Below are 24,607 nucleotides of genomic sequence, written 5' to 3' on the forward strand. Positions count from 1 at the left end.
TCCAGCAGCTCGCGGAACAACCCGTCGGGGCGGGCGGCCCGTTCGGCCCAGCAGCGGTCCGCGGGGCGCTCCGGCGTGTCCCGGCGGGTTTCACCCGATCCGGGCGATTTCCGTGTCGGCGACGGCGAGTTGGCGACGGCGAGTTGGCGGGATCAGGCAGTCGGCACTTCGAGGGTCAGGACGGAGGGGGTGGTCCCGGGGGCGGCGAGGCGCAGGAGGCCGTGGCCGATGCCGGCCAGGCCGACCATCAGCGAGGGGCTGTGGACCCCTTGCGGAAGGCCGCAGGTCCAGCCCCGGGCCGCCAGGTCGTCGAGGGTGGCACGGGCCTGCCGCTCGGCGGCGGCCTGCCACGATCCGCCGGCGAGGTGGAGGGCCTCCAGGTTGCCGAGATCGCCGTGGCAGAGCGAGGAGTTGTGACCGAAGCCCTCCCGGAGCACCGCACCGAGGGCGGTGTCACGCTCGGCGAGGAGCGACTCGCGCTCTTCGGGTATGAGTCGGGCGAGGTCGGTGCGGGCCAGCGCGATGCCCGAGGCACCGTGGCACCAGAGGGCGGGGTAGCTGGGGCCGTCGGGCCCGTCGTCCTCGCGGACGTCGCGCCAGTTGGCGGCGACGGGGTCGAACAGGGTGCGCTCGCACGCGACGGCGGCGAGGGCGAGTCGGGGCAGGCGGGAGTCGCCGAGGCGGTGCCCGGCCCGGGCCAGGGCCCAGGCGATGCCGGAGCCGCCGTGGGCGAAGCCCGCGAGGGGGCGGGTGGCGGTGCCGGCGAGGGAGGTGGGCAGCCAGCCGACGCCGCCCTCGGGGTGCGGGGCGGCGGCTCGGACGAGGTGTTCGGCGCAGGCCGCCAGCGCGTCGGTGACGGCGGGCCCGGGGCGGACGGCCTCCCAGGCGAGCAGGCCGCCGATGGTGCCCGCGTTCCCGGCGAGGAGGTCGTACTGGGCGTCGCCGGTGGCGGTGGCGGTGACGCGGTCGAGGAGGAGGGAGCCTAGCGCGTCGAGTTCGGGGTCCGGGTGGTGGGCGGTGAGTTGGGCGAGCGCGAAGAGCAGGCCACCGAGTCCGGAGAGGCCGCCGCCGAGGCGGTCGGCGCGCCGCCGGATCTGCCGGCGGAGCGTCATTTCGGCGGCGGAGGCGGCCGTCCGGTGTTCGCGGTCGCCGGTGGCGCAGGCGAGTTGGTGGAGGAAGAGCGTCACGCCGGCCGTGCCGCTGTACAGGTCGGGGCCGAGTTCGGCGGGTGCCCAGTGGCCGGGCGGGGTCCAGTTGGGGCCGACCCAGGCGAGGTCGGCGCTCCCTCGGCAGGCCTCGCGCAGCAGCCCTTCGCCGGCCTCGACGGCCATGGCGAGGGCGCGGTCGGCGATTCCCCGGCCGGGGGCCGCACCGGCCACGGGTGTCCGCGCGACCGCCCGGCCGCGCGGCTCCCGGGCGCCGCCGGCGGTCGTCACCGACAGCCGCAGCAGCTGGAGTTGGCGCTCCAGGTCCTCCTCGCCGAGGGCGTCGGCCTTGGCGAGGGCGAGGTCGAGCGGGGGCCGGTCGGTGACGTCGGGGATGAGGGCGCCGGTGGAGGAGCGGGCGTCGACGCCGTCGGGACGGATGGTGAAGACGGGCACGTCACCGCGCCACAGGTCGGCGCGTTCGTGGTCGACGTAGGCGAGGGCGCGCTCCTCCCAGGCGGCCAGGGCCCAGAGCCGGTCCAGGTGGCGGTCCTGGTCGAGGCCGTCGCGCAGCAGGTCGGGGTGGCAGGCGGTGCCGAGCAGGCTGCGGTACTCGAAGGTGTCGCGGCGCAGCAGGCGCGTCTCGTCAGCAGCGAACGCGCTCAGCAGGGAGCGGAGTTGCCCCTTGTCGGCGGCGAGCAGCCGGTAGGCCTCGGTGAATCCGGCCTCCAACTCCGCCAGGTGGTCGGCCGGTCGCAGCGGCTGCCCGGCCGGCACGGGTCGGCTGCCCGGGGCTTCCATCGGCAACCTCCGGTACTCCACGCGGAGTTCGTCCGTCCCCTGGTTGACCAGGACGGGTGCGGGGCGCGGCGGGAGGCTGGCCGGGTCCCAGCCGAGGGCGGAGAGGTCGGTGCCGCCGTTGCCCTCGTCCCACATCCGCTCGGGGAGCAGGCCGGAGCGCAGCACCGAGTGCCGGGCCTGGTGGCGGGCGAGCCGCTCGGACTCGGACAGGTCCTTGGCGGGCTCGTGCAGGTCGGGGTGGAGGATCGCCTCCAGGTCGATGAGCACGGGTTGGTCCCGGACGGCGAGCAGGTTCTGGGCGTGGCAGTCCACCGCGTCGAGCACGTACATCAGTGCGGCCAGGGTGCCGGCGCGGTGGTAGAAGGCGCTCAACTCGGCCGCGTCCCGGGCCGGTTCGGCGGTGAGGTGGGCGACCCAGCCGTAGCCGTCACGAGCCAGGTGGGCGAGGTCGCGCAGGGGCAGCCGCAGCTGCGGGTTGAGCCAGTGCAGGATCTGCTGGAAGTGGGTCTCGGCGCCGAGGGGCCGCGGCTTGTAGACGATCCGGACGCCGTGCTCGAAGCGCAGTGAACTGACCGTGGCACCGCCGCGATGCGGGTCGCCGAGGCCGGTGGCGAGTTCGGTGAGCCGGCCGAGCGGGCGGCCGTCGGCGAAGGTGCGGGCGAGGGCGGGCAGGTCGGCGGCGAGTCGCCGGAACAGGGCGAGGGTGGTGGTCGTCCACTGCTCCGCGGCGGTGGTGAGGCGGAAGGCCAGGACCGGGTACTCGGCGAGAAGTCGCAGCGACCGCTCGGGCCGGGTGAGCCGGCCGAGGAAGTCGCGGTAGCGCCCCTCGGGGGTGTCGCCGGTCAACTCGCCGGTGAGTCGGGCGACATGGAGCTCGGTGATGACGGTCCGGGTCGCCATCGCGTGGGCGGCGGCGGTGAGCGCGGGGACGGCGAGGGCGGCCAGCTCCTCGGGGGCGCCCAGGGCGGGGGCGTCCAGGGCGGCCAGCCCGGTGCGCAGGCGGTCGTGGGCGGCGGCGAGCAGCGGGGCGACGAGCCCGGCGAATTCGTGTTCCTCAGGGATGTCCAGGGTGGCCGGCCGGTGGAACGCGGTGACGAGCCGCTCGGCCCAGGGGTGCGTTCCGAGGCGGGCGGCGAGCGCGTCCGGGTGCTCGGCGAGCAGGGCGTGCAGGGCGTCGGGGTCGATGCCGTCGGCCGTGAGCCGGCGCGTGAACCAGTCGGCGCGGTCGAACGGCGCCTGGGCCCGCCAGCGCTCCAGTTTCCGGGCGGCCCGCTCACGGCGTTCGGCGCGGTCGGTGTCACCGACCGGCTCCGCGTCGGGCCCTTCCGGCGCCCGGCCGCGGGCGTTCAGCGGGACGGCTCGGGCGGCAGCCCGCAGGAGTTCGGACGCGTCGACCACGGGGCGGTGCTGCCTCTCTGTCTGCACTGTTGCTCTATCCGTTCAGCGCCGGTGCGTGAAGGCGCGCGAAGCGCCTGTCCGGCGCGGGCCCCGGCCGACCGTACGAACCGGGGCCCGCGTCGGATCCCGGTCTCAGTAGCTGCAGAGGCGCCCGCAGCTGGACCAGCCGTCACAGGTGCTGTTCAGCACCGCGGCGGTCACGTAGAGCTCGTCCACGAGCTCGCCGGCCGGGTGGACCTGGTGGCCCTGGCCGAGGGTGAGCCGGAAGTCCTCGTCCTTGAGTGCGCGAACCTGCTCAGCCGTGGGCTGCATGCTGCCTCCTCCAAGCGTTCGGATCTGGCACGGGTGTGCCGGATCGGGATCTTGGCAGCGCCCCACCCGGCGCACCAGTGGCATGCACACCACCGGTCCTTGTTTCGGCCAGGATCGAACCAATGGGAGCCCGGCGGCCGCGCCCTCGTTCCCCCAGGCCGAGCCCGCTCGCTCCCGCCGCCCACCCCCGCCGTCCGATCGTTCGGGTGCCCATACCTGGCCGAAACAGGGGCGGTCGCGCCCGGCTGGACCACGACCTCGGTTTGAACCCGTCGCTCCTGTGGCAGCGCCCCGGACCGAAGGGACGATGGACACCATGCCGATCGCGCTTCGCCGGTAACGGGCCGAGCCCGCCTCGTTCAGCCGGTCCACCCGGACCCCGGCCACGGTGACCGTCCCGGCGCTCGGCCGGTCCGGTCCGGCCACCAGGTTCAGCAGGGTGGACTTCCCGCTGCCGGACGGGCCGAGCACCGCCACCGACTCCCCCGCCCGCACACTCAGCGTGACCCCGTCCAACGCCGCTCGCGCGCCCTCGTAGTCGCGGCTCACACCGCTCAGCTCGATCACCGGATCGCCGCTCATGTCCCCGCTCCTCATCGTGTCCTGCCTGGTGGGAAGAAGGTACGAACGAGCGGCCCGCACCCGCGTCCGCCGCCCGTGGCAGGTTCCGTACCGCGTCCGGCGGACCCGGCGCGGTGTCATCCTTCCGATGTAGTCGCCCGGTGTACCGGCTGCCGTCGGCCGCGGGGCTGTGCCTGCGAGCCGGCGACCGCCACAATGACCCGGTGATCAACGTGATCGACCATCCGACGGTGCGGCGGCTGCGCACGGCAGCGGCCCGACTGAGCGGCGACCCGGGCACGGCTCCCCCGCCCCGGCCGACCCGGCGCGGCCAGCTCTTCGACGCGCTCCTGGCCCTCTTCCTCGCCCTCACCTCCGGCCGCTACGCCACCATCGCGAGCGAACCGCGGGACGGCACCTGGCACGGAGTGCTGCTGCTCGTCCCGCTCGTCCCGCTGCCGCTGGTGCTGCGCCGCCGCTATCCGCTGGCGGTGCTGTGGACGGTGCTGCCGGCCGCGCTGCTGGTGCGGTCGCAGTCCGAGGACATCGCATACTCGGCGGGTGTGGCGGTGATCGTCGCCGCCTACAGCGCGGCCGCGTACGGGCGCCGGCCGGCCGCCGTGCTGCCGAACCTGCCGGTCGCCACCGCCGTGTTGGTGGTGCTGTTCAACGACGCCAAGCTGCCGCACTTCCCGAACGGGGTGATCGCCGTCCTGGTCCTGGTGCCGGTGTTCGCGGTCGCCTACGAACTGCGGATGTGGCGCCGCCGGGCGGACGAGGGGCGGGAGCGGCTGACCGCCCTGGAGCGCGAGCAGCTGGCCGCGCTCCAGCGCGCGGTGGAGCTGGAACGGGCCCGGATCGCCCGGGAGTTGCACGATGTCGTCACTCACAACGTGAGCATGATGACGATTCAGGCCGGGGCCGCCCGCAAGATCCTGGACACCGCCCCGGAAAAGGCCCGCGAGGCGATGGCCGCGGTGGAGACCGGCGGGCGCGCGGCGATGACCGAACTGCGGCACGTGATGGGCCTGTTGACCATCGACGCGGGCGCCGGGGACGATCCGGCGGCCAGTGCCGACCTCAGCCCGCAGCCCGGCCTCGGGCGGCTCGACGCCCTGGTCGAGGGCGTCCGGCGGGCCGGGCTGCCGGTGGAGCTGACCGTGCGCGGCGAGCGCCGGCCCGTCCCGCCCGGGGTCGAGCTCGCCGCCTACCGGGTCGTCCAGGAGGCGCTGACCAACACCGTCAAGCACGCGGGCGGCGCCGACGCCCAGGTCACCGTCGAGTACGCCGCCGACCGGCTGCGGGTGGAGGTCACCGACACCGGCGGCCGCCCCACCGGCGCCGCCACCACCGGCAACGGACGCGGCCTGCTCGGGCTGCGCGAACGCCTCGCCGTCTACGGCGGCGCCTTGCACACCGGTCCCCGGCCACGCGGCGGCTACCGTGTCACGGCCCTGATCCCGCTGGAGAGTTGATGCCCGCCGGAGAGTTGATGCCCGCCGGAGAACCGAACGCCGGAGAGTTGATGAACGAGCAACTGCTGCGCGTGGTGGTCGCCGACGACCAGGCCCTGGTCCGGATCGGGTTCCGGCTGATCCTGGAGTCCGAGGGGATCGAGGTGGTCGCCGAGGCCGAGGACGGCGAGCAGGCGGTCGCCGCCGTCCGCCGGACCAGACCGGACGTGGTGCTGATGGACATCCGGATGCCCGGCCTGGACGGGCTGGAGGCCACCCGCCGGATCCTCGCCGACGGCCCGGGCCGAGCCGAGCACGCACCGCGGGTCATCATGCTGACCACCTTCGACCTGGACCACTACGTCTACGCCGCGATGGCCGCCGGGGCCAGCGGCTTCCTGCTGAAGGACGTCACCCCGGAGCACCTGGCCGCCGCCGTCCGGCTGGTGCGCACCGGCGACGCGCTGCTCGCCCCCGCGATCACCCGCCGCCTGGTCGAGCGCTTCGCCCGACCAACCGCCCCGGACGCCGCCGCCCCGCACCGCGAGCTGGCCACCCTCACCCCGCGCGAGCTGGAGGTGATGACGCTGCTCGCCCGAGGCCTGAGCAACGCCGAGCTGGCCGCCCGGCTGCAGCTCTCCGAGGCGACGGTGAAGACCCATGTGGCCAGGATCCTGGGCAAGTTGGGCCTGCGGGACCGGGCCCAGGCGGTGGTCGCGGCGTACGAGACCGGACTGGTCAGCGTGGGCTCCGTGTCCGATCCGCGATAACGCGCGATAACGCGCGATAACGCGCGATTGGGCGCGACAACGCGCAACGGGAGCCCGGGGGTTGGCACCCCGGGCTCCCGTCTGGGTCAGCCCTGTCGGACCAGGTCGAAGCGGTCCGCGTTCATGACCTTGACCCAGGCCGCGACGAAGTCCGACACGAACTTCTCCTTGGCGTCGTCGCTCGCGTACACCTCGGCGACGGCGCGCAGTTCGGAGTTCGAGCCGAAGACGAGGTCGGCGCGGGTGCCGGTCCACTTGACCGCGCCGGAGGCGTCCCGGCCCTCGAAGGTGTGCGCGTCCTCCGAGGTGGACTTCCAACTGGTGCCCAGGTCCAGCAGGTTGACGAAGAAATCGTTCGTCAGCACGCCCGGGGTCTTGGTGAGGACACCGTGCGCGGACTGCTGGTGGTTGGCGCCCAGCACGCGCAGACCGCCGACCAGGACGGTCATTTCGGGCGCGCTCAGGCCCAGCAGGTTCGCCTTGTCGAGCAGCAGGAACTCGGCCGGCAGGCGGTTGCCCTTGCCGACCCAGTTGCGGAAGCCGTCGGCCTTCGGCTCCAGCGCGGCGAAGGACTCCGTGTCGGTCAGCTCCTGCGGGGCGTCCACCCGGCCGGGCGCGAACGGGACCTCGACCGCGAGGCCGGCCGCCTTGGCGGCCTGCTCGACGCCGACGCCACCGGCCAGCACCACCAGGTCGGCCAGCGAGACCTGCTTGTCGCCGGCCTGCGCGATGAACTCCGCCTGCACGCCCTCCAGGGCGCGCAGCACGGTGGCCAGCCGGTCGGGCTCGTTGACCTCCCAGCCGGCCTGCGGCTGCAGCCGGATCCGGCCGCCGTTGGCGCCGCCGCGCTTGTCGCTGCTGCGGAAGGAGGAGGCCGCGGCCCAGGCGGTGGAGACCAGCTCGGAGACCGACAGGCCGGTGGCGGCGATCCGACGCTTGAGGTCGGCGACGTCGGCGGCGCCGACCTGCTGGTACGAGACGGCCGGCAGCGGGTCCTGCCAGAGCAGCTGCTCGCTCGGGACCTCCGGGCCGAGGTAGCGCACGATCGGGCCCATGTCACGGTGGGTGAGCTTGAACCAGGCGCGGGCGAAGGCGTCGGCGAACTGGTCCGGGTTCTCCAGGAAGCGCTGGGAGATCGGCCCGTAGACCGGGTCGAAGCGCAGCGACAGGTCGGTGGTGAGCATGATCGGGACGTGCCGCTTGCTCGGGTCGTGCGCGTCCGGGACGGTGCCCTCGCCGGCGCCGTCCTTCGGCTTCCACTGGTGGGCGCCGGCCGGGCTCTTGGTGAGCTCCCACTCGTAGCCGAACAGCGTCTCGAAGAAGCTGTTGTCCCAGGTGATCGGGGTGGCCGTCCAGGCGCCCTCAAGGCCGCTGGTGATCGCGTCGGCGCCGACGCCGGTGCCGTAGCTGCTCTTCCAGCCGAGGCCCTGCTGCTCGATCGGCGCGGCCTCCGGGTCCGGGCCGACGTTGTCCGCCGGGCCGGCGCCGTGGGTCTTGCCGAAGGTGTGGCCGCCGGCGATCAGCGCGACGGTCTCCTCGTCGTTCATCGCCATCCGGTAGAAGGTCTCGCGGATGTCGCGGGCGGCGGCGATCGGGTCGGGGTTGCCGTTGGGGCCCTCGGGGTTGACGTAGATCAGGCCCATCTGGACGGCCGCCAGCGGGCTCTCCAGCTCACGGTCGCCGGTGTAGCGCTGGTCGTCGAGCCAGGTGGTCTCGGGGCCCCAGTAGACGTCCTCGTCGGGCTCCCACTCGTCGACGCGGCCGCCGCCGAAGCCGAAGGTGTTGAAGCCCATGCCCTCCAGGGCGACGTTGCCGGCCAGGATCATCAGGTCGGCCCAGGACAGGCTGCGGCCGTACTTCTTCTTCACCGGCCAGAGCAGCCGGCGGGCCTTGTCCAGGCTGGCGTTGTCCGGCCAGCTGTTCAGCGGGGCGAAGCGCTGCTGGCCACCGCCGGCGCCACCGCGGCCGTCGCTGATCCGGTAGGTGCCGGCGCTGTGCCAGGCCATGCGGATCATGAACGGACCGTAGTTGCCGAAGTCGGCGGGCCACCAGTCCTGCGAGGTGGTGAGCACCTCCTGGATGTCGCGCTTGACGGCCGGGAGGTCGAGGGAGTTGAAGGCCTCGGCGTAGTCGAAGTCCCCACCCAGCGGGTTGGCCACGGCGGGGTTCTTGGCGAGGATCTTCAGGTTCAGCCGTTCCGGCCACCACTGGCGGTTCCCGCCGCCCTGGGTGGGGTGAAGCGCGCGCCCGTGGTTGACCGGGCAGCCTTCCGCGCTCGCCTCTACGCCGGTTGCATCGTGGTTCTCAGACATGGGAATCCTTCCCTACAAGGCGGATCACGGTGTCTCACTGCTACCTACGGCACCAACTGCTGCTACCGCTGTGTACTGCCGCTACTTCCGGGTATCGCTGTGTCTGCTGCGTACTGCTGCTACCCAGGCTAGCGCCGGAGCCGATCCTACGGTGGACGCAATCCAAGTCAAGAACGACACCAAATCCATATGCGGTCGGGAACCGGACCACAGCGGATGTGTATTGGTAAACTCCGGTCTCCCCCATGACCTGAATAGGTGAACCGATATGAGTGACCTGCTGGAGCGGCTGCGCGGGCGCGGCTGGCGCCTCACCTCCCAGCGGCGCGTCGTCGCCGAGGTCCTGGACGGCGAGCACGTGCACCTGACCGCGGACGAGGTGCACGCCCGGGCGGCCGAGCGCCTCCCGGAGATCTCCAGAGCGACCGTCTACAACACCCTCGGCGAACTGGTCACCCTCGGCGAGGTCATCGAGGTCTCCACGGACGGGCGCGCCAAGCGCTACGACCCCAACGCGCACCACCCGCACCAGCACCTGGTCTGCACCGGCTGCGGCGCCATCCGCGACGTCCACCCGCTCGGCAACCCGCTCTCCGACCTCCCGGCCGACCAGCGCTTCGGCTTCGCCGTCTCCGGCGCCGAGGTCACCTACCGGGGGCTCTGCCCGGCCTGCGCGGGCTGATCATTTCGGCCGCCTCCGTCGACGTTCGGCCCTTCGCGGCGAACCAGGACGTGTAGTGTCCTGATCATGCGGATGGGCGAGGGAGTGGTCGGCCCGCTCGTGCCGCTGTGGGGCGCGAGCAGCTGGTGCCAGACGCCACCCCAGCAGCACCGGCTGATCGAAGCCGCCCCGCAGGGGGCGCCGCTGGTGGTCTCGCTCAGTGGGCTACCCCCTCGGCTCCCAACGGACCGGCAGGCTCTTGAGGCCGTTCTGGAAGTTGGAGACCAGGCGCTGCGGGGGCCGATCCGGGTCCAGTGCGAGACCGGGGAGACCGTCGACCAGGTGACGCAGGGCGAACCTCATCTGCAGGCGGGCGAGTTGGGCCCCGAGGCAGAAGTGCGGGCCGTAGCCGAAGCTCACGTGGTCGTTGGGGCTGCGGGTGATGTCGAAACGGTCCGGCTCGGGGAACACGGTCTCGTCCCGGTTGGCGGCGGCGTGGTGGACGACCACCTTCTCGCCCCGGCGGATCGACCGGCCCCCGAGCTCCAGGTCCCGCGTCGCGGTGCGGCGGATGTGCACCACGGGAGGCCAGAAGCGCAGCGCCTCCTCCACCGCCGAGTCGGTCAACTCCGATTTCACCCGAAGGAGTTCGTACTGGTCCCGGTGGGCGAGGAGGGTGAGGAGGGCGCCCGGGACGCCGTTGCGGACGGTCTCGTTGCCCGCGACGGCGAAGAGGAAGAACATCGTCTCGAACTCCTCGACCGTCAGGCCCGCTTGGAGGGTGCGGGCCAACACGCCGCCCGGGGCGGGCCGGCGGGCGAGGGCATGGGCGTAGGCGTACATGTCGGCCAGGGCGGCGCGGGAGCGGGGGTTGACCGGGCGGCCGTCCGCAGTGGTCCAGGTGGTGGGGCGATGGGCGAGCGCGGCGCGGCCGAGGTCGGTCAGGTTCGACGGATCCGCGGTGCTGGAGTGGGCGTAGTCGGCGTCCTGGTAGCCGATCACCCGGTTCGCCCAGTCGAGCAGCAACTGCCGGTCCTGCTCCGGCACCCCCATCACCCGGGCCAGCGTCCACACCGGCAGATCGGCGGCCAGCCGGGCGAGGTCGGCGGCACCGGCCGGCCGTACCGAATCGATCAGCTCCCGCACCCGGTTCTCGATCGCCTCCGACAGCTCCGCCAGGGCCCGCGGGGTGAACGCCGCCGCCACGATCCGGCGCAGCCGGGAGTGGTCGGGCGGGTCCTGGTTGAGCATCATCGCCCGGACGAACTCCAGATCGGCGGGCGCGTCCGGGTCACGGATCTGGGTGGCGCCGAGGTTCGAGGAGAACAGCTCGGGGCTGCGCAGCACGTGCTTCACGTCCCCATGCCGCAGCACCGCCCAGTACCCCGTGCCGCCCGGCCAGTCCCCCACCGCCGGCTCCTCCACCCAGCAGACCGGCGCCTCAGCCCGCAGCTCACGGAACAGGTCGTACGGCACACCCTCGGCGTACGTCTCCGGGAGGAAGATCCGATTCACCCGCGCCTGCTCGAAGCCCATGCCGACCGACCGTACGCCGCGCCCCGGCGGCCCGCCAGAGTGCGGGATGTCGCGGCTGCGCCGATCGGTGGCCGGGATCCCGTAGGGTCGGCCAATGGCGAAGTACTTCGACGTGCACCCAGAGTCCCCCCAGCCGCGCACCATCAGCACCGTGGCCGAGAGTCTCCGGTCCGGGGCCCTCATCGCGTACCCGACCGACTCCTGTTTCGCGCTGGGCTGTCGGCTGGACAACCGCGGCGGCCTTGAGCGGATCCGGTCGATCCGGCGTCTCGACGAGCGCCACCACTTCACCCTGATGTGCGTGGACTTCGCGCAGCTGGGCCAGTTCGTCCAACTCGACAACAACGTCTTCCGCGCCGTCAAGGCCGCGACGCCGGGCAGTTACACCTTCATCCTCCCTGCCACCAAGGAGGTTCCCCGCCGGCTGATGCACCCGAAGAAGAAGACAGTGGGAGTCAGGATCCCCGACCACACCGTCACCCGGGCCCTGCTCGCCGAACTCGGTGAGCCGCTGGTCTCCAGCACCCTGGTTCTCCCCGGTGAGGACGAACCGATGACACAGGGGTGGGAGATCAAGGAGCGGCTCGACCACATGCTGGACGCCGTGGTGGATTCGGGCGACTGCGGCACGGAAATGACGACGGTCGTCGACTTCTCAGGCGGCGGGCCGGAAATCGTCCGGCGAGGGGCCGGCGACCCCACACGCTTCGAGTGACGGGCCGGGCACGCTGCTCGACTCCGTCGGCAGGCGGCAGTGCCCGGTATGCCGTGATGATTGATGTATGTGTGTAGAGGCGGATCACGAACCGGACGACACCCGTCACCGGGAGTCCGGGGTCGCACCGCCGCACGTCGCGGCGCCCTCCGCGGCTGTCGGACTCCCGCCGCCGACCGGGCGGATGCTCTCCGGCATGCCGATGGATCCGCCGCTCGTGGGGCCGCGGCGGTCCGCTTCGCCCGCCCGGGCCCGGCCGGTTCGCCGCGGCTCCTCGATCGACCGGGCACACCGCCACCGGAGCGCGCGGTGAGGCTCCCGGGCCGCGGCGGGGCCGACCGGCGGCGTGGGACGGAACCGGGTGGGACGAAGCCGGGTAGGACGGAGCCGGGTGGGACGGAGCCGCGGGTGCCCGCCCAGCCCGCCTGGATACGCTGGCTGCCGGCCATCTATGTCGCGGCCATCCTCGCGCTGGAACCGATCACTCCCGTGCAGTGGCCGGTGAGCTTTCTGCTCATCGCCCTGCCCGTCGTCGCCGCCTACGCCCACGGTCCCGCCTTCGTCGCCGCCGTCACGGTCTTCGCCGTGGTCTTCGAAGGCGTCCTGGCGGGCACTCCGTGCTGTGCGGGCCGCGACATTGGTTATCTGTGGGAGCGCCACTACGTGGCCACCTACTTCTCCACGGCACTGGTCGGGATGCTGGGCGCCCTTCTGGCCGCCCACCGAACGCGCCGCGAACGCACCCTGGCCACCGTGCGCTCGGTGGCCGAGACGGCGCAGCGCGTGCTGCTGCGTCCGGTCCCCCACCTCCTGGGCCGCATCAGCATCGAAACCCTGTACCTGTCGGCAGCCGCGGAGGCCCGCATCGGCGGCGACCTCTTCGAGGCGATGAGCACCGCGCACGGTGTGCGCCTGCTGATCGGCGACGTCCGGGGCAAGGGCCTGCTCGCGGTGGAGACGGCAGCGGCGATGCTGGCCGCCTTCCGCGAGGCCGCCTACGACGAGCCCGATCTGCCCGCGATAGCGCGTAGGTTGGAGCGGAGCATGAGCCGCCGAGCCGCCCAGCTCCCCGGCAGCGAGGAACGCTTCATCACCGCTGTGCTCGCCGAGATTCCCGGCGACGAGCCCGTGGTCCGCATCGTCAACTGCGGTCACCCTCCGCCGCTGCTCATCGACCAGGGCCGGGTCAGCGAACTGGCCCCGTGTGATCCGTCACCGCCTCTCAACCTCGGCGTGCTGCTCGGCGGCGACTACCACGTCGACGTGGAGCCCTTCCGTCCGGGCGACCAGCTGCTGCTGTACACCGACGGCGTGACCGAGACCCGCGACCGCGCCGGAACCTTCTACCCGCTCACCCAGCGTGTCCGCGACTGGACCGCCCTTCCGCCACGCGAGCTTCTGAACCACCTGCACCGGGACCTGATCGCGTACAGCGATGCCGCCCTCGACGACGACATCGCCGTGCTCGTCGCGCACCGGCTCCCGGACGGGGAGGAGCCGGGTCCACCCCCCGATCCCGCCCGGGACGAGTTGAAGGGCGGGCTCGGCGGCGACGGCGACGGCGGCGCCGACAGCGCGGAGCGGCGGCGCTGGGCCGCCACCCTGCGGCAACCCCTCGCCGGCGACCGCACTGACGCGAACTGATCACACGGGCTGCGTCGGCACCGCCCTCGCTACCTGCCCCAGATCGTCCGGTACGCCTGGCGGTAGCCCGCCGGGTCCCAGGAGGTCGCTCCGCCGCTGTTGGCGGCCGTGGTGATGTGGACCGGGGCGACGTAGCCGCTGGCGGGCTGGTGGGAGAAGGCGCGGTTGAACTCGTCGACGATCTGCCAGCCCTGCTCGGTGAGGGGCTCGGGGACGGTGGCGGCCTGGTACTGCCTGCTGTCGATGCGCTGGAAGGCCGAGGGGTCGCCGTCGCCCGCGGCGATGTTGTACGGGGCGCCGTTGCCGGGCCTGCCGGCCGCGCGCAGGGCGGGCGCGGCGTCGGCGAAGTACAGGTCGTTGATGGCGACGGAGTGCGTCCACTGGCCCTGGAAGCGGGCGAGGAGGGCGGAGACCGCCTGGGGGGTGCGGCTGGTCGCGTCCGGGATGGGGATGTTCTCGGAGGCCAGCAGCCTCACGCCGGGGCAGGTGGCGAGGCCGTCCTTGATCAGTTGGGACTTGTTCTTGGCGAACGGGACGGAGTCGTCGGTGAAGACGACGACTCCGGCGTTGCCGTTGGACTCCGCGATGACCCAGTCCGCGCTGAGCCGGGCGACGTCCCCGACGCTGGTGGTGATGTTGCTGAAGAGCGGGGGATTCGTGCTCGGCCCGGGGGCCGCGACCGCGTGCCAGCCGATGAGCGGGATGTGTGCCGCGTCGGCCTGGGCAACCTGCTGCGCGGTCAGACCCGGGTCGAAGCCGCCGATGACGATGCCCGAGGCTTCGAGGTTGACCGCCTGGCCGAGCGCCGCCTGGATGCCGGCGGGCGTGCCCTGCCCGTCGATCACCCGGACGCTCCAGCCGATGACCGTCGCGGCTTCGGTGACGCCCCTGGCGACACCCGCGACGCCGGGGTTGGTCATGGTCTGGGCAACGTAGACGATGGTCCTGTCGGGAACCGCCCTGGGCCCGCTGGTGGGGCCGTTCCAGGGGGCTTCGACCTGCTCGGCCCGCTGGACGTCCGCCTTCGCCCTGGCGAGGGTGGCCGCCGGGCAACCAGCCCTCGACGGCCCTGCGACGGGGGCCCCGGTCCCGGTCGACGGGCCGCGCTGGCAGCCGTCCAGGGCGGTGCCCGCAGTTGCCAGCATGACTGCTGCCAGCGCGGTCGCGGCACCGCGCTTCACCGTGTGTCCCGGGGGGAAGCCACGTCCGTCGACGGCGGCGTGAGCGGACCGCGGTTCTCGGTGGCACCGGCCCGCAGCCGGCGGCGTGCGGAGTAGCCGGCCAGGCCGACGGCGAGGAGCAGCGTCGCGCCGTTGAACAGCGGCACGGCCCAGAAGTCCGCGCCGAGCTGCCCGATGCCGGCCAGACCGATGGCGAGGACGGCGACGGCGACCACCGTGCCCAGGGCGTTGGCGCGTCCGGGTTTGATCGCGGTGGAGCCGAGCAGCGCGCCGACGAACGCGGGCAACAGGTACTCCAGGCCGACGCTCGGGTTGCCGATCTGCTGCTGCGCGGCGAGCAGGACCCCCGCGAAACCGACGACCAGGCCCGATCCGGCGAAGGCACAGACGCTGTAGCGGCGGGTGGGGATTCCGACGAGTTCGGCGGCGCGCGGGTTGGAGCCGATGACGTACAGGTACCGGCCGAGCGGCAGCCGCTCCTGTAGCAGCCACAGGACGGCCGCGAGCGCGAGCACGTAGGAGGCGGACACCGGCAGTCCGAGGAAGGTGGAGTCGTAGAGGTCGGTGAAGGCGACCGGCAGACCGCCGGTACCGGGGAGGACCCGGGCGCCGCCGGTGATCCAGCCGGTGAAGGCGTACAGGATGCTGCCGGTGCCGAGCGTGGCGATGAAGGAGTCGATCCGGCCGAACTCGACGATGACACCGTTGACGGCCCCGAAGGCCGCTCCGCCCAGGATCACCGCCAGGCAGGCGAGCGGCCAGGGCCAGTCGCCGTCGACGATGAGCCGCAGCACCACGACGTGCGCGAGACCGAGACCGTAGCCGATGGACAGGTCGAAGTTGCCGGTGGCGATGGGGATCGTCGCACCGAGCGCGAGGATGGCGGGGATCGACTGGTTGGACAGGATCGAGGAGACGTTGTCGAGGGTGGGGAAGGTGTTCGGCCGCGCGACGGAGAAGATCAGGAACAGCAGAACGGCGAGGGCCGGCAGGCCGTAGCTGCCGATCAGGTGTCCGCGCCGACGGCCCTGCGGGGACCGGCGGAAGGGGGGGTCGGTCATCGGCCTGTCGCACGCCGGTCGCCGTCACCGCCGGTGACGGGAGGCATGGCCGAGGCGGCGGAGGTGAGTTCGGTGACGGTGAGGGCCGCACCGGTCAGCTCGGCGGTCACGGTCCCGCGGACGAACACCAGGGCACGGTGGCACACGGTGGCGACCTCCTCGAAGTCGGTGGAGATGAGCAGGACCGCGAGGCCGTCGGCCAGCGCCTGGTCGAGCAGGCGGTAGAGCTCGGCCTTGGCGCCGACGTCGACGCTGGCAGTCGGCTCTTCGAGGATCAACAGCCGCCGGTGCACCTGGAGCCACCGGCCGACCATGACCTTCTGCTGGTTCCCGCCGGACAGCGTGGCGATCGGCGCCTCGCTGTCGCGGGGGTGCACCGAGAACCGCTCGATCAGGGCGGCGGCCTGGGCCCGCTCGCGCCGGGGGCTGATCCAGTGCAGCGCCGACCGGCCGGCCGACCGGGGGTTCGCCAGAAGGTTCTCACGGACCGTCAGTTCGGCGGCGCAGCCCTCCTCCTGACGGTTGCCGGTGACCAGGCCGACGCCGGAGCCGACGGCACCGGCCACCGTGCGCGGGGTGTACGGTCGGCCGTCGAGCAGGGCCCGCCCGCCGAGGATCGGACGGGAGCCGGCGAGGGCGCGGCCCAGGTCGAGGTGGCCGGCGCCGGTGAGGCCCACCATGCCGAGGATTTCGCCGGCGCGCAGCTTCAGGCTGACCGGCCCGGCGTTCGTGGTCCGCACCGCGTCGAGGCTCAGCACCACCGGACCCTCGGCGGGGGTGACCGGGGCGGCCCGGTGGCCGACCGGTTCGCGGCCCACGATGTCGTGGACCAGGCGCCGGCGGCTGTGGCCCGCGAGCGGGCCGGAGCTGATCAACCGGCCGTCGCGCAGGACGGCGAAGGCGTCGGCGACCTGGTAGACCTCGTCGAGCCGGTGGGTGACGTAGACGATGCCGTGCCCTCGGTCGCGCAGGGTGCGCAGCACGGCGAAGAGCCGGGCGCAGTCCGCGGCGGGGAGGCTGGCGGTCGGCTCGTCCAGGACGATGAGCTCCGCCCGCGTCGCCAGCGCGCGGGCGATGGCGACCAGCGAGCGCTCGGCGGGGGCGAGGTCGGCGATGCGCGCGTCGGCGTCGAGGTGCCCGGCGATCAGGGCGAGGGCGTCGGCGCAGCGCTCCCGGGTCCGCCGCCAGGAGACCAGCCCGTGGCGGCGCGGGTAGCCGGCGACCAGGGCGATGTTCTCGGCGACCGTCATCCACTCGACGAGACCGAGATCCTGGTGGATGAAGGCCATACGACGAGCGGCGGCCTCGGTGCCGAGCGGGTGCCCGGCCACCGTCACTTCGCCCTGGTCCGCGTGGTGGATCCCGGCGAGTGTCTGGATGAGGGTGGACTTGCCGGCGCCGTTCGGACCGAGCAGGGCCAGGACGCTGCCGCGATGGATGTCGAGGTCGATCCCGGCCAGCGCGGGAGTGCCGCCGAACCGCTTACCGAGACCGCGGATGCGGACGAGTGGGCCGCGGCGCGCGGGTGGGCCCGCCAGGGGGTCGGGGGTGTCGTGCATGGACCACCGTTCCTACCAGCTCGGCTCGGCCGCCGTGGTGTTGACACGCCACGGCGGCCGTTGATGTCCGGAGGGCGGGTGATGTCCGGAGGGCGGGTCATCCGATGTCGGGAATGTCGGCGAACTGGCTCTCGAAGAAGTGGCTCTCGAAGAGGTCGGGGAGGCCGTCGGACGCCTCCAGGGCGCATTCGGCCCAGATGACCTTGCCCCTGGCCGTGTAGCGGGTGCCCCAGGCCTGGGTGAGCTGGGCGACGAGGAACAGGCCGCGGCCGCCCTCGTCGGTGGTGGCCGCGTGGCGCAGGTGGGGGGCGGTGCTGCTGCCGTCGGAGACCTCGCAGATCAGGGCGCGGTCGTGGATCATCCGGACCTGGATGGGCTCGGTGCCGTAGCGGATGGCGTTGGTGACCAGCTCGCTGAGCAGCAGTTCGGTGACGAAGGCGGCCTCGTCCAGTCCCCAGTCGCTCAGGCGGCGGGCGGCGGCGGCGCGGATGTCGCCGACGCGGGCCGGGTCGGCGGGCAGGTCCCAGGTGGCGATCCGGCCGGGGTCGAGGGCGTGGGTGCGGGCGACGAGCAGCGTGACGTCGTCGGCCGGGTGCTCGGCTACCACGGCCTCCACGACCGTGCGACAGATGTCCTCGGGGGAGCGGTTCGGGTGGGCCAGGGCGGTGCGCAGGCGGTCGAGGGCCGCATCGGGGTCGCGGCGGTGGCCTTCGAGGAGTCCGTCGGAGTAGAGGACCAGCTGACTGCCTTCGGGGAGGTGCAGCTCGGCGGTTTCGAACGGCAGGCCGCCCAGGCCGAGCGGGGGCCCGGCGGGGAGGTCGGGGACGGTGACCGTGCCGTCCGGGTGGATCACCGCGGGTGGCGGGTGACCGGCGCGGGCCAGCGTGCAGCGCTGCGAGGTCGGGTCGTAGACGGCGTACAGGCAGGACGCGCCGATGATGCCGTCATTGCCGGTGGCGGGCTCCACGCCGTCCTCGTCCCGGTCCAGGCGCCCCACGAGGTTGTCCAGGTGGGTGAGGAGCTCGTCGGGGGCGAGGTCCAGTTCGGCGAAGTTGTGCACTGCGGTGCGCAGGCGGCCCATGGTGGCGGCGGCGTGCAGTCCGCGGCCGACGACATCGCCGACGACCAGGGCGACCCGGGCACCGGAGAGGGGGATGACGTCGAACCAGTCCCCGCGCACCCCGGACTCGGCGGGCAGATAGCGGTGGGCGACCTCGATGGCGCTCTGCTCGGGCAGGCTGCGCGGGAGCAGGCTGTGCTGCAGGGCCAGGACCATGGCGTGTTCGCGGGTGTAGCGGCGGGCGTTGTCGATGCAGATGGCGGCGCGGGTGGCCAGCTCCTGGGCCAGCGAGCGGTCGTCGTCCCCGTAGGGGGCGGGGTTCCGGGCGCGGTAGAAGCCGGCGATGCCCAGCACGACGCCGCGGGCCAGCAGCGGGACGGCGATGAGGGAGTGGACGTCGTACGCGAAGAGGCGCTCGGCCGCCTCGGGGTCCTGCGAGATCCAGCCGGCGGCCCTGCGCAGATCGGGTTCCAGCACCGCCTGCCCGCTGGCCAGGCAGCGGCGGTGGGGCGTGGTGGGGCTGAGGTCGACCCGTCCGCCGACCGGGTAGAAGGGGCAGTCGGTGCGGATGCCGTGGACCACCGTGCGGTGCAGTTCGCTGCTGGGATCGGCGGGCTCCTCGCCGCGCAGGACGGTCTCGGGCAGGTCGATGGTGACGTAGTCGGCCAGCCGCGGGACGGCCATCTCGGCGAGTTCCCAGGCGGTGCGGGTCACGTTCAGGGTGGTGCCGATGCGGGTGCTGGCCTCGGACAGCAGCTCCAGGCGGCGGCGGGCCGCGACGGCGTACTGTCCCACGCCCGGCTCGCCCAGCAGCAGCAGCCTGGTGGCCGCGCCGGGCGCGGGAGCGAACGGCGCCTTGGTCCCGCGATCCGGTGCGCCGTCCTCGGGGTGCCGGAGCGGCGGGACGGCGGCGGTCATGGCGGGCGCCGGGACGCCGACCGCCCGACCGGCCTGGTCGGGGGCGGCGGGCCGGGGCGGCGAGTCGCCGTGCAGGATCGCCTCGATGACGAAGCCCTCCACCCCGGACGCGCTGGCCACCGGGCGGCTCAGCAAGGTGACCCGCCGCCCCTGGGAAAGGGTCACCTCGACCGCGGTGCGGCGGGCCGAGGAGATCAGCTCGGTGGCCATCTGTTCGAGCAGTATCCGGTCGTGCCGGTCCAGCCCGCTTCGGGGCAGCTCGTCCATCCCGACCAGGCGCCCGTCCCCGGCCGCCTGGTCGGTCTGGGCGCGGCGCCGGGAATCGAGGTACGCGTGCAGCAGGGAGCGCTCTCGCGCCGAGCTCTGCGCCAGCAGGCGCCGCTCGATGGCCGTGGCGGCCTTGCGGATCAGGTCCGCCATCTGCGGGTCCGCGTAGGCGGGCGGATAGGCGAAGCAGAGGACGCCCTCGATCCGTCCGTTGAGGGGGTCACGGACGGGAATCGCGGTACAGGCGTTCGACTGGCCGCGCTCGGCGAAGTGCTCGGCTCCGGAGACCTGGATGAGCCGCCGTTCCGTGAGCGCCAGCCCGATGCCGTTGGTCCCGCCGTACTGCTCGGCGAACACGAAGCCCGGGACGCTCTGGATCGCGGGCAGCTGCCTGACCATGGACACGTCGCCGAAACGGCGCTGCAGCACCGCCCCGTCCCCGTCGGTCAGGGCCACGTTCATCCGGCTGCCGGCGAACCTGGATGCCAGCCGGTCCAGCACGGGCCTGGCCGCGCGGACCAGTCGGCCGTCCAGATCGATGTCCGGCCGGTACGGGAGCTCGGACCCGTCCGGGGAGATCCCCATCGACTGGCAGCGTTGCCAGGAGTTCAGGATCAGACTCCGCACGCCACCCTGGACCGGTTCACCGAGCATGAACCGCTCACGGGCCTGCACGGGGCCGATCCCCGCCTCGTCCGAAGCTGTCATGGCCGCCACAGCGCTCACATTTCCGCGGAGCTGCACCCTTCGATGCAATATTAGGACTTTGCCCGTTATGCGGTATTTGTCACAGGATCGCGCGCACTCCCCGAGCACGGTGGCGGTATCGCGAGCATCACCGCATCATCGGCAGAGCGGGGGCCGGGGTGAGGAGTGCCATGACCAGTGCCAACGGACCGGCGATGACCCGCGAGGAGTTCGACGCGCTCTTCCGGCAGCTGCGCCGCGACCATCTCCCCGGGCCGGTCGAAGCGATACGACGGGTGGCGGCCGCCGGACTCGTACGCACGGGTGAGGTCGTCGCCATGGGGCGGCCGTGGGACAGCGTGCCGGGGCCCGACAACCGCAGGCCGGCACTGCACCAGATGACCGAACTGGCGGACGTCACGGCCCCCGAGCCGACCGTGCACCGGGACTTCATCGCCTCCGACTTCCACGGCAAGGCGCAGACGCACCTGGACGCGCTCTGCCACATCGCGTACGGCGGACTGCTCTTCGCGGGAGTGCGGGCGCGGGAGGTGTTCTCCTCGCAAGGTGCCGCCTACGGCGCGGTGACCGACCTGCTGCCCGGGCTGGTGGGGCGAGGAGTCCTGCTGGACGTGCCACGCCTGCGCGGCACGGCCTGGCTGGAGCCGGGAGAGGCGATCGGCGGCCCGGAGCTGCTGGTCTGCGCCGAGGAACAGGGCAGCCCGCTCCGCCCCCAGGACATCCTCCTGGTCCGCACGGGCCACCTCGCCCGACGGCGGCGGCTGGGCGCGTGGGACCCGGACGACCTCAGCGCGGGACTGCATCCCGGCGCGATGCGCGTGCTGAGTGAGTCGCAGGCCTCGGCACTGGGCAGCGACGGCGACAGCGACGTGCGCCCGAGCCCCGTCGACGGCGTCCACTCGCCGGTCCACGTGCTGGCCATCACCGCCCTGGGCCTGTCGCTGATCGATAACCTGGACCTGGAACCGCTGGCCGAGGCGTGCGCGCGCACCTCAAGGTGGGAGTTCCTCCTCGTCGCCGCGCCCCTGAACATCCCCCGCGGCACCGGCTCCCCGGTCAATCCGCTCGCGGTCTTCTGAGCGCTCGCGGTCTTCTCGGCGGGGTCGGGGGCCGGCCGCGCTCCGGGCGGCGCTGTCACCACTCGTCGTAGTCGCCGATCACCCGGAAGCTGCCCACGGCGCCGTCGCCACCGAACATGCTCCCGTGGGCGGTACGGGTCACCACGCCATTGGTGGCGCCGTAGGGGCCCACGGTGGTGACCGGAGAGCCGTTGTCACAGGAGAAGCCGCGGTAGACCTCGACGACCTTCCGACTGTCGTTGAAAACACTGAAGCTACTGGAGCCCAGTCCGCTGGCGGCGGTGATGCATCCCTCGGCGTCGGCGGAGTACGTACGTTCGTTGAAGTAGATCCTTCCCGCTTCCTCACGGCCGTGGCCGCGTCCGCCGTCATGGCGGTCGCGGCCCTCGCGCCTCTCCCCGTTTTCGCTGCCGCCGTTCTCGCCGCCGCCGCCCGAGACAGCCGCGGCCGGGGCGGCTTGCTGGACGGGCTGGGCCGCCGACTGGACGGACGGGGGCGCCGGGGCGGCTTGTTCGACAGGCCGGGCCGCCTGCTGGACGGACGGGGACGCCGAGGTGGATCCGGCGAGGGCGTAGGTGATACCGGTGGTTGCGAGGGCCGCCACGCCTATTCCGGCAGCGGCCACGGCCAAGATGCGCGTGCGCATGTCACTGTCTCTCTGTCTCGCGGACGTCGGCCGGGTGACCGACCCGCGATGAACGTAACGAGAGCCCTTATGGACTGTCATTTCGGACATGTCCAAGGTGTGACACCATGAGTCCAGCCAAGTGAAAATGCGGCAGGTATCGCATACCCGTGAAATATCCGCGCCTCACGAGGCCTCTTCCAGGTTGAGATCCATTCCGCGCGGGCGGCGACACCGGAGCGGATGCGGCCGGTAAGTCAGTTACCACGCATCGCCCGAACCACCTGCGCTCGCCGACGCCCAGGAGCACAGTGGGGACATGGAAGTCCGAGCACGCGCGGCCCGCCACCAGCAGCGCGGACAACGGAGCTGGGCGCTGCTGCTGATCCCGCTCGCCCTCATCGCGGCGATCACCGTGGTCGATCTCCACTCCCCCACCAGCATCCACCTCGGCCCGCTCCTGGTGATCGCCCCTGCCCTCACCCCCTCGTTCGCCGGCCTGCGCCCGACCGCCCTCGTCGGAGCCCTGGCCGTCGCCGCCCAGGTCCTCATCGCCTTCCTCCACGGCGGCCTCACCACCAGCAACCACATCGCGCAGATCGTCGCGCTGACCGTCCTGTGCGTCCTGATCATCATGTTCACCGCCATCCGCGAGCACCGCGCCAGACAGCTCGCCCGCGCCCAGTCAGTCGCCGAAGCCGCCCAGCGCGCCCTGCTGCGCCCGCTGCCCGAACAGATCGGGCCGCTTCAGATCGCCACGATGTACCTCGCCGCCGAAAAGGAGACACAGATCGGCGGCGACCTCTACACCGCCACCCGCACCGCGGGCGGCACCCGCATGGTCATCGGAGACGTCCGGGGCAAGGGCCTGGCCGCCGTCGGCGAGTCGGCCCTGCTGGTCAGCGCCTTCCGCCTCATCGCCGCGCAGCACGACAGCCTGGCGGACCTGGCGTCCACGCTCGACCACAACGTGGGGCGCTACCTCACCGACTTCGCCCAGGAGAGCGGCGACATCGTCGAGCACTTCATCACCGCGATCCTCCTCGACCTGCCCGACGACGAGCCCGTCGCCCGCATGACCAACTGCGGGCACCCGCCGCCCCTCCTGCTGCGCGACGGCCGCGCGCTGCCCGTCGACTCCGTGCCGGCCGCTCCGCCCCTCGGCGTGAACGACCTCGGCGACGGCAGCTACCCGAGCGACGACTTCCCGTTCGCAAGAGGCGACACCCTGCTGCTGTACACCGACGGGGTCACCGAGGCACGCGACAACACCGGCGAGTTCTACCCGCTCGCCGATCGCGCCGCCCACTGGACCAAGTGCTCCCCCGAGGCACTCGTCAACCACATCCGCCGCGACCTCCTCGCCCACGTCGGCCACCGCCTCAACGACGACGCCGCCGTCATCGCCATCCGGCGTGCCGAACCCACCGCCGCCCACGCCGCCGAGGCCGGTCGGAACCCGGCCCCTCCGCGAGAGTGATCCAACGCCGAATCGGCAGGTCGGTGCCGGCGGCCGTACGCGGCTGAGTTCCGGCCGAAGAGCACGGCGAACGCCGTGTCGAGGGCCTCGTACGTTTCGCCCGCCGTCATCGCGTCCCGGTGGTGAGCACCATGCGGAAGCGGGCGGTACCGGAGAGCATCCTCCGGTACGCCTCGTCGGCCCGGCCGAGCGGCGCGGTCTCGATCATCGGGCGGATGCCCTGCAGGGCACTGAACGCCATGGTGTCCTGGATGTCCTGCGCGCTGCCGGACGGGTGGCCGCGAACGGTGCGTGCGCGCATGAGCAGCTGGACCGGGGTGATCCGAAGCGGCTCGCTGTCCGCGCCGATGACCACCAGTTCACCCCGGTGGGACAGCCCGTCCACGGTCGCCGAGATGGCGGCGGAGTTCGCGGCGGTGGCCAGGACGACCCTGGCGCCGCCGAGGGACTGCAGCGCGTCCGAGACGGGCGTGCCGGCCGTGCTGTCGATGTAGTGGTGCGCGCCGAGCTGCTTGGCGAAGTCGGCCTTGTCGGCGCCGCGGGCGATGGCCACGGTCTCGAAGCCCATGGCAGCCGCGTACTGCACACCCAGGTGGCCGAGGCCGCCGATGCCGAGTACGGCGACGAGGTCGCCCGGCCGTGCTGAGCTCGTCCGCAGCCCGTTGTACGTGGTCACTCCGGCGCAGGCCATCGGCGCGGCATCGGCAGCCGCCAGCGCGTCGGGGATCCGGGCCAGGGCGTCGACCGGCACCACCGCCGCCTCGGCGTAACCACCGTCGTACGCCCAGCCGGGGACCTTCAGGTTCAGGCACAGGACGAAGTCGCCCTGCCGGCAGGCGGCGCAGTGCCCGCAGCTGCCGCCGAACCAGCCCACCGCCACCCGGTCGCCCACCTGCCAACCGGCGCTCTGTGTCCCCTCGCCGAGCTCGTCGATGCGCCCGGCGATCTCGTGCCCGGGGACCAGCGGAAACCGGACGCCCGGCAGCCCGGCGTTCACGAACATGGCGTCGCTGTGGCAGATCCCGCAGGCCTCCACGGCGACCCGCACATGACCGGGGCCCGGCCGCGGCACGTCACGCTCGACGATCTCGAACGACCCGCCGACGTCGGCCACCTGCGCCACTCGATAGGTACTCATCCGGATTCCTCCCGCTGCACCGGCACGACCACCCCTCGGAACCAGCAGACCAGCTCCGGCCCGAACACGCTCGCCGAGCCCGGACCCGGAGCGCGGCATCGGCCGCGACCCCCGGTAGCGCGGAAGACCCGCGCGTCCCGGCGCACGAAAACGACTCGCCCCTGCGCGTGTACGCCTTGGACCGTACGGGTGTCATGGCCTGGACTACCGCTTCCCGGCAGG

17 protein-coding genes and 1 pseudogene are annotated in these 24,607 nt (G+C 72.9%); 7 read left to right on the forward strand and 11 right to left on the reverse strand.

Going from position 1 to position 24,607, the window contains the following annotated elements; translation table 11 throughout:
• Positions 1-152: 152 nt before the first annotated feature.
• From ACZ3UD_RS11795 to ACZ3UD_RS11805, 3 genes and pseudogenes are all read right to left on the reverse strand, one after another.
• On the reverse strand, positions 153-3,344 hold the full coding sequence (locus ACZ3UD_RS11795) for a type 2 lanthipeptide synthetase LanM family protein (RefSeq protein WP_465585376.1): 3,192 nt from the start codon (positions 3,342-3,344) through the stop codon (positions 153-155).
• Between the two features lie 132 nt (positions 3,345-3,476).
• Positions 3,477-3,656 (reverse strand): hypothetical protein, encoded by a 180-nt coding sequence (locus ACZ3UD_RS11800; protein ID WP_380610909.1) that lies wholly within the window; start codon positions 3,654-3,656, stop codon positions 3,477-3,479.
• A gap of 312 nt (positions 3,657-3,968) precedes the next feature.
• Positions 3,969-4,238 (reverse strand): annotated as a pseudogene (locus tag ACZ3UD_RS11805) (ATP-binding cassette domain-containing protein); the annotation flags it as partial.
• 203 nt (positions 4,239-4,441) lie between these two features.
• Here ACZ3UD_RS11805 and ACZ3UD_RS11810 point away from each other — a divergent pair.
• Both ACZ3UD_RS11810 and ACZ3UD_RS11815 read left to right on the forward strand, forming a co-directional pair.
• Positions 4,442-5,692, forward strand: a complete 1,251-nt coding sequence (locus tag ACZ3UD_RS11810) for a sensor histidine kinase (protein WP_465585378.1) — start codon at positions 4,442-4,444, stop codon at positions 5,690-5,692.
• A gap of 50 nt (positions 5,693-5,742) precedes the next feature.
• Positions 5,743-6,441 (forward strand): response regulator, encoded by a 699-nt coding sequence (locus ACZ3UD_RS11815; RefSeq protein WP_465585380.1) that lies wholly within the window; start codon positions 5,743-5,745, stop codon positions 6,439-6,441.
• Positions 6,442-6,527: 86 nt separating this feature from the next.
• Here ACZ3UD_RS11815 and katG read toward each other — a convergent pair whose 3' ends face one another.
• Positions 6,528-8,753, reverse strand: coding sequence for a catalase/peroxidase HPI (gene katG / locus ACZ3UD_RS11820; RefSeq protein ID WP_465585381.1), 2,226 nt, complete (start codon positions 8,751-8,753; stop codon positions 6,528-6,530).
• Positions 8,754-9,021: 268 nt separating this feature from the next.
• Here katG and ACZ3UD_RS11825 point away from each other — a divergent pair, with 268 nt between their 5' ends.
• Positions 9,022-9,435 (forward strand): Fur family transcriptional regulator, encoded by a 414-nt coding sequence (locus ACZ3UD_RS11825; RefSeq protein WP_465585383.1) that lies wholly within the window; start codon positions 9,022-9,024, stop codon positions 9,433-9,435.
• A gap of 204 nt (positions 9,436-9,639) precedes the next feature.
• On the opposite strand, the gene ACZ3UD_RS11830 is transcribed toward ACZ3UD_RS11825, so the two are convergent.
• Entirely contained in the window at positions 9,640-10,950 is a 1,311-nt protein-coding gene (locus ACZ3UD_RS11830) for a cytochrome P450 (protein ID WP_465585385.1), read from the reverse strand.
• A gap of 94 nt (positions 10,951-11,044) precedes the next feature.
• On the opposite strand from ACZ3UD_RS11830, the gene ACZ3UD_RS11835 reads away from it, so the two are divergent.
• Positions 11,045-11,665, forward strand: a complete 621-nt coding sequence (locus ACZ3UD_RS11835) for an L-threonylcarbamoyladenylate synthase (protein ID WP_465585386.1) — start codon at positions 11,045-11,047, stop codon at positions 11,663-11,665.
• Between the two features lie 408 nt (positions 11,666-12,073).
• The gene (locus ACZ3UD_RS11840; protein ID WP_465585388.1) at positions 12,074-13,309 is read left to right on the forward strand and encodes a PP2C family protein-serine/threonine phosphatase; all 1,236 of its coding nucleotides are present in this window, start codon (positions 12,074-12,076) and stop codon (positions 13,307-13,309) included.
• A gap of 29 nt (positions 13,310-13,338) precedes the next feature.
• Here the strand turns inward: ACZ3UD_RS11840 and ACZ3UD_RS11845 are convergent, their stop codons facing one another.
• The 4 genes from ACZ3UD_RS11845 to ACZ3UD_RS11860 all read right to left on the reverse strand — a co-directional run bounded on the left by ACZ3UD_RS11845 (position 13,339) and on the right by ACZ3UD_RS11860 (position 20,063).
• A complete protein-coding gene (locus ACZ3UD_RS11845; RefSeq protein WP_465585390.1) occupies positions 13,339-14,454 on the reverse strand; it encodes a substrate-binding domain-containing protein in 1,116 nt (371 codons plus the stop codon).
• 32 nt (positions 14,455-14,486) lie between these two features.
• Positions 14,487-15,551, reverse strand: coding sequence for an ABC transporter permease (locus ACZ3UD_RS11850; RefSeq protein ID WP_465585392.1), 1,065 nt, complete (start codon positions 15,549-15,551; stop codon positions 14,487-14,489).
• A complete protein-coding gene (locus ACZ3UD_RS11855; protein ID WP_465585394.1) occupies positions 15,548-17,110 on the reverse strand; it encodes a sugar ABC transporter ATP-binding protein in 1,563 nt (520 codons plus the stop codon). The genes ACZ3UD_RS11850 and ACZ3UD_RS11855 overlap by 4 nt, the downstream gene beginning before the upstream one ends.
• A gap of 97 nt (positions 17,111-17,207) precedes the next feature.
• Positions 17,208-20,063: a SpoIIE family protein phosphatase gene (locus ACZ3UD_RS11860; protein WP_465585395.1), complete on the reverse strand. Its 2,856-nt coding sequence runs from the start codon at positions 20,061-20,063 to the stop codon at positions 17,208-17,210.
• A 170-nt stretch (positions 20,064-20,233) separates the two neighbouring features.
• On the opposite strand from ACZ3UD_RS11860, the gene ACZ3UD_RS11865 reads away from it, so the two are divergent.
• Positions 20,234-21,142 (forward strand): cyclase family protein, encoded by a 909-nt coding sequence (locus ACZ3UD_RS11865; RefSeq protein WP_465585396.1) that lies wholly within the window; start codon positions 20,234-20,236, stop codon positions 21,140-21,142.
• A gap of 55 nt (positions 21,143-21,197) precedes the next feature.
• Here ACZ3UD_RS11865 and ACZ3UD_RS11870 read toward each other — a convergent pair whose 3' ends face one another.
• Positions 21,198-21,788: a hypothetical protein gene (locus tag ACZ3UD_RS11870; protein WP_465585398.1), complete on the reverse strand. Its 591-nt coding sequence runs from the start codon at positions 21,786-21,788 to the stop codon at positions 21,198-21,200.
• 298 nt (positions 21,789-22,086) lie between these two features.
• On the opposite strand from ACZ3UD_RS11870, the gene ACZ3UD_RS11875 reads away from it, so the two are divergent.
• A complete protein-coding gene (locus tag ACZ3UD_RS11875) occupies positions 22,087-23,247 on the forward strand; it encodes a PP2C family protein-serine/threonine phosphatase (RefSeq protein ID WP_465585400.1) in 1,161 nt (386 codons plus the stop codon).
• Positions 23,248-23,353: 106 nt separating this feature from the next.
• On the opposite strand, the gene ACZ3UD_RS11880 is transcribed toward ACZ3UD_RS11875, so the two are convergent.
• Positions 23,354-24,385, reverse strand: a complete 1,032-nt coding sequence (locus ACZ3UD_RS11880; RefSeq protein WP_465585401.1) for an alcohol dehydrogenase — start codon at positions 24,383-24,385, stop codon at positions 23,354-23,356.
• Positions 24,386-24,607 lie beyond the last annotated feature (222 nt).

The organism is Kitasatospora sp. NPDC023118 (genome assembly GCF_055560875.1).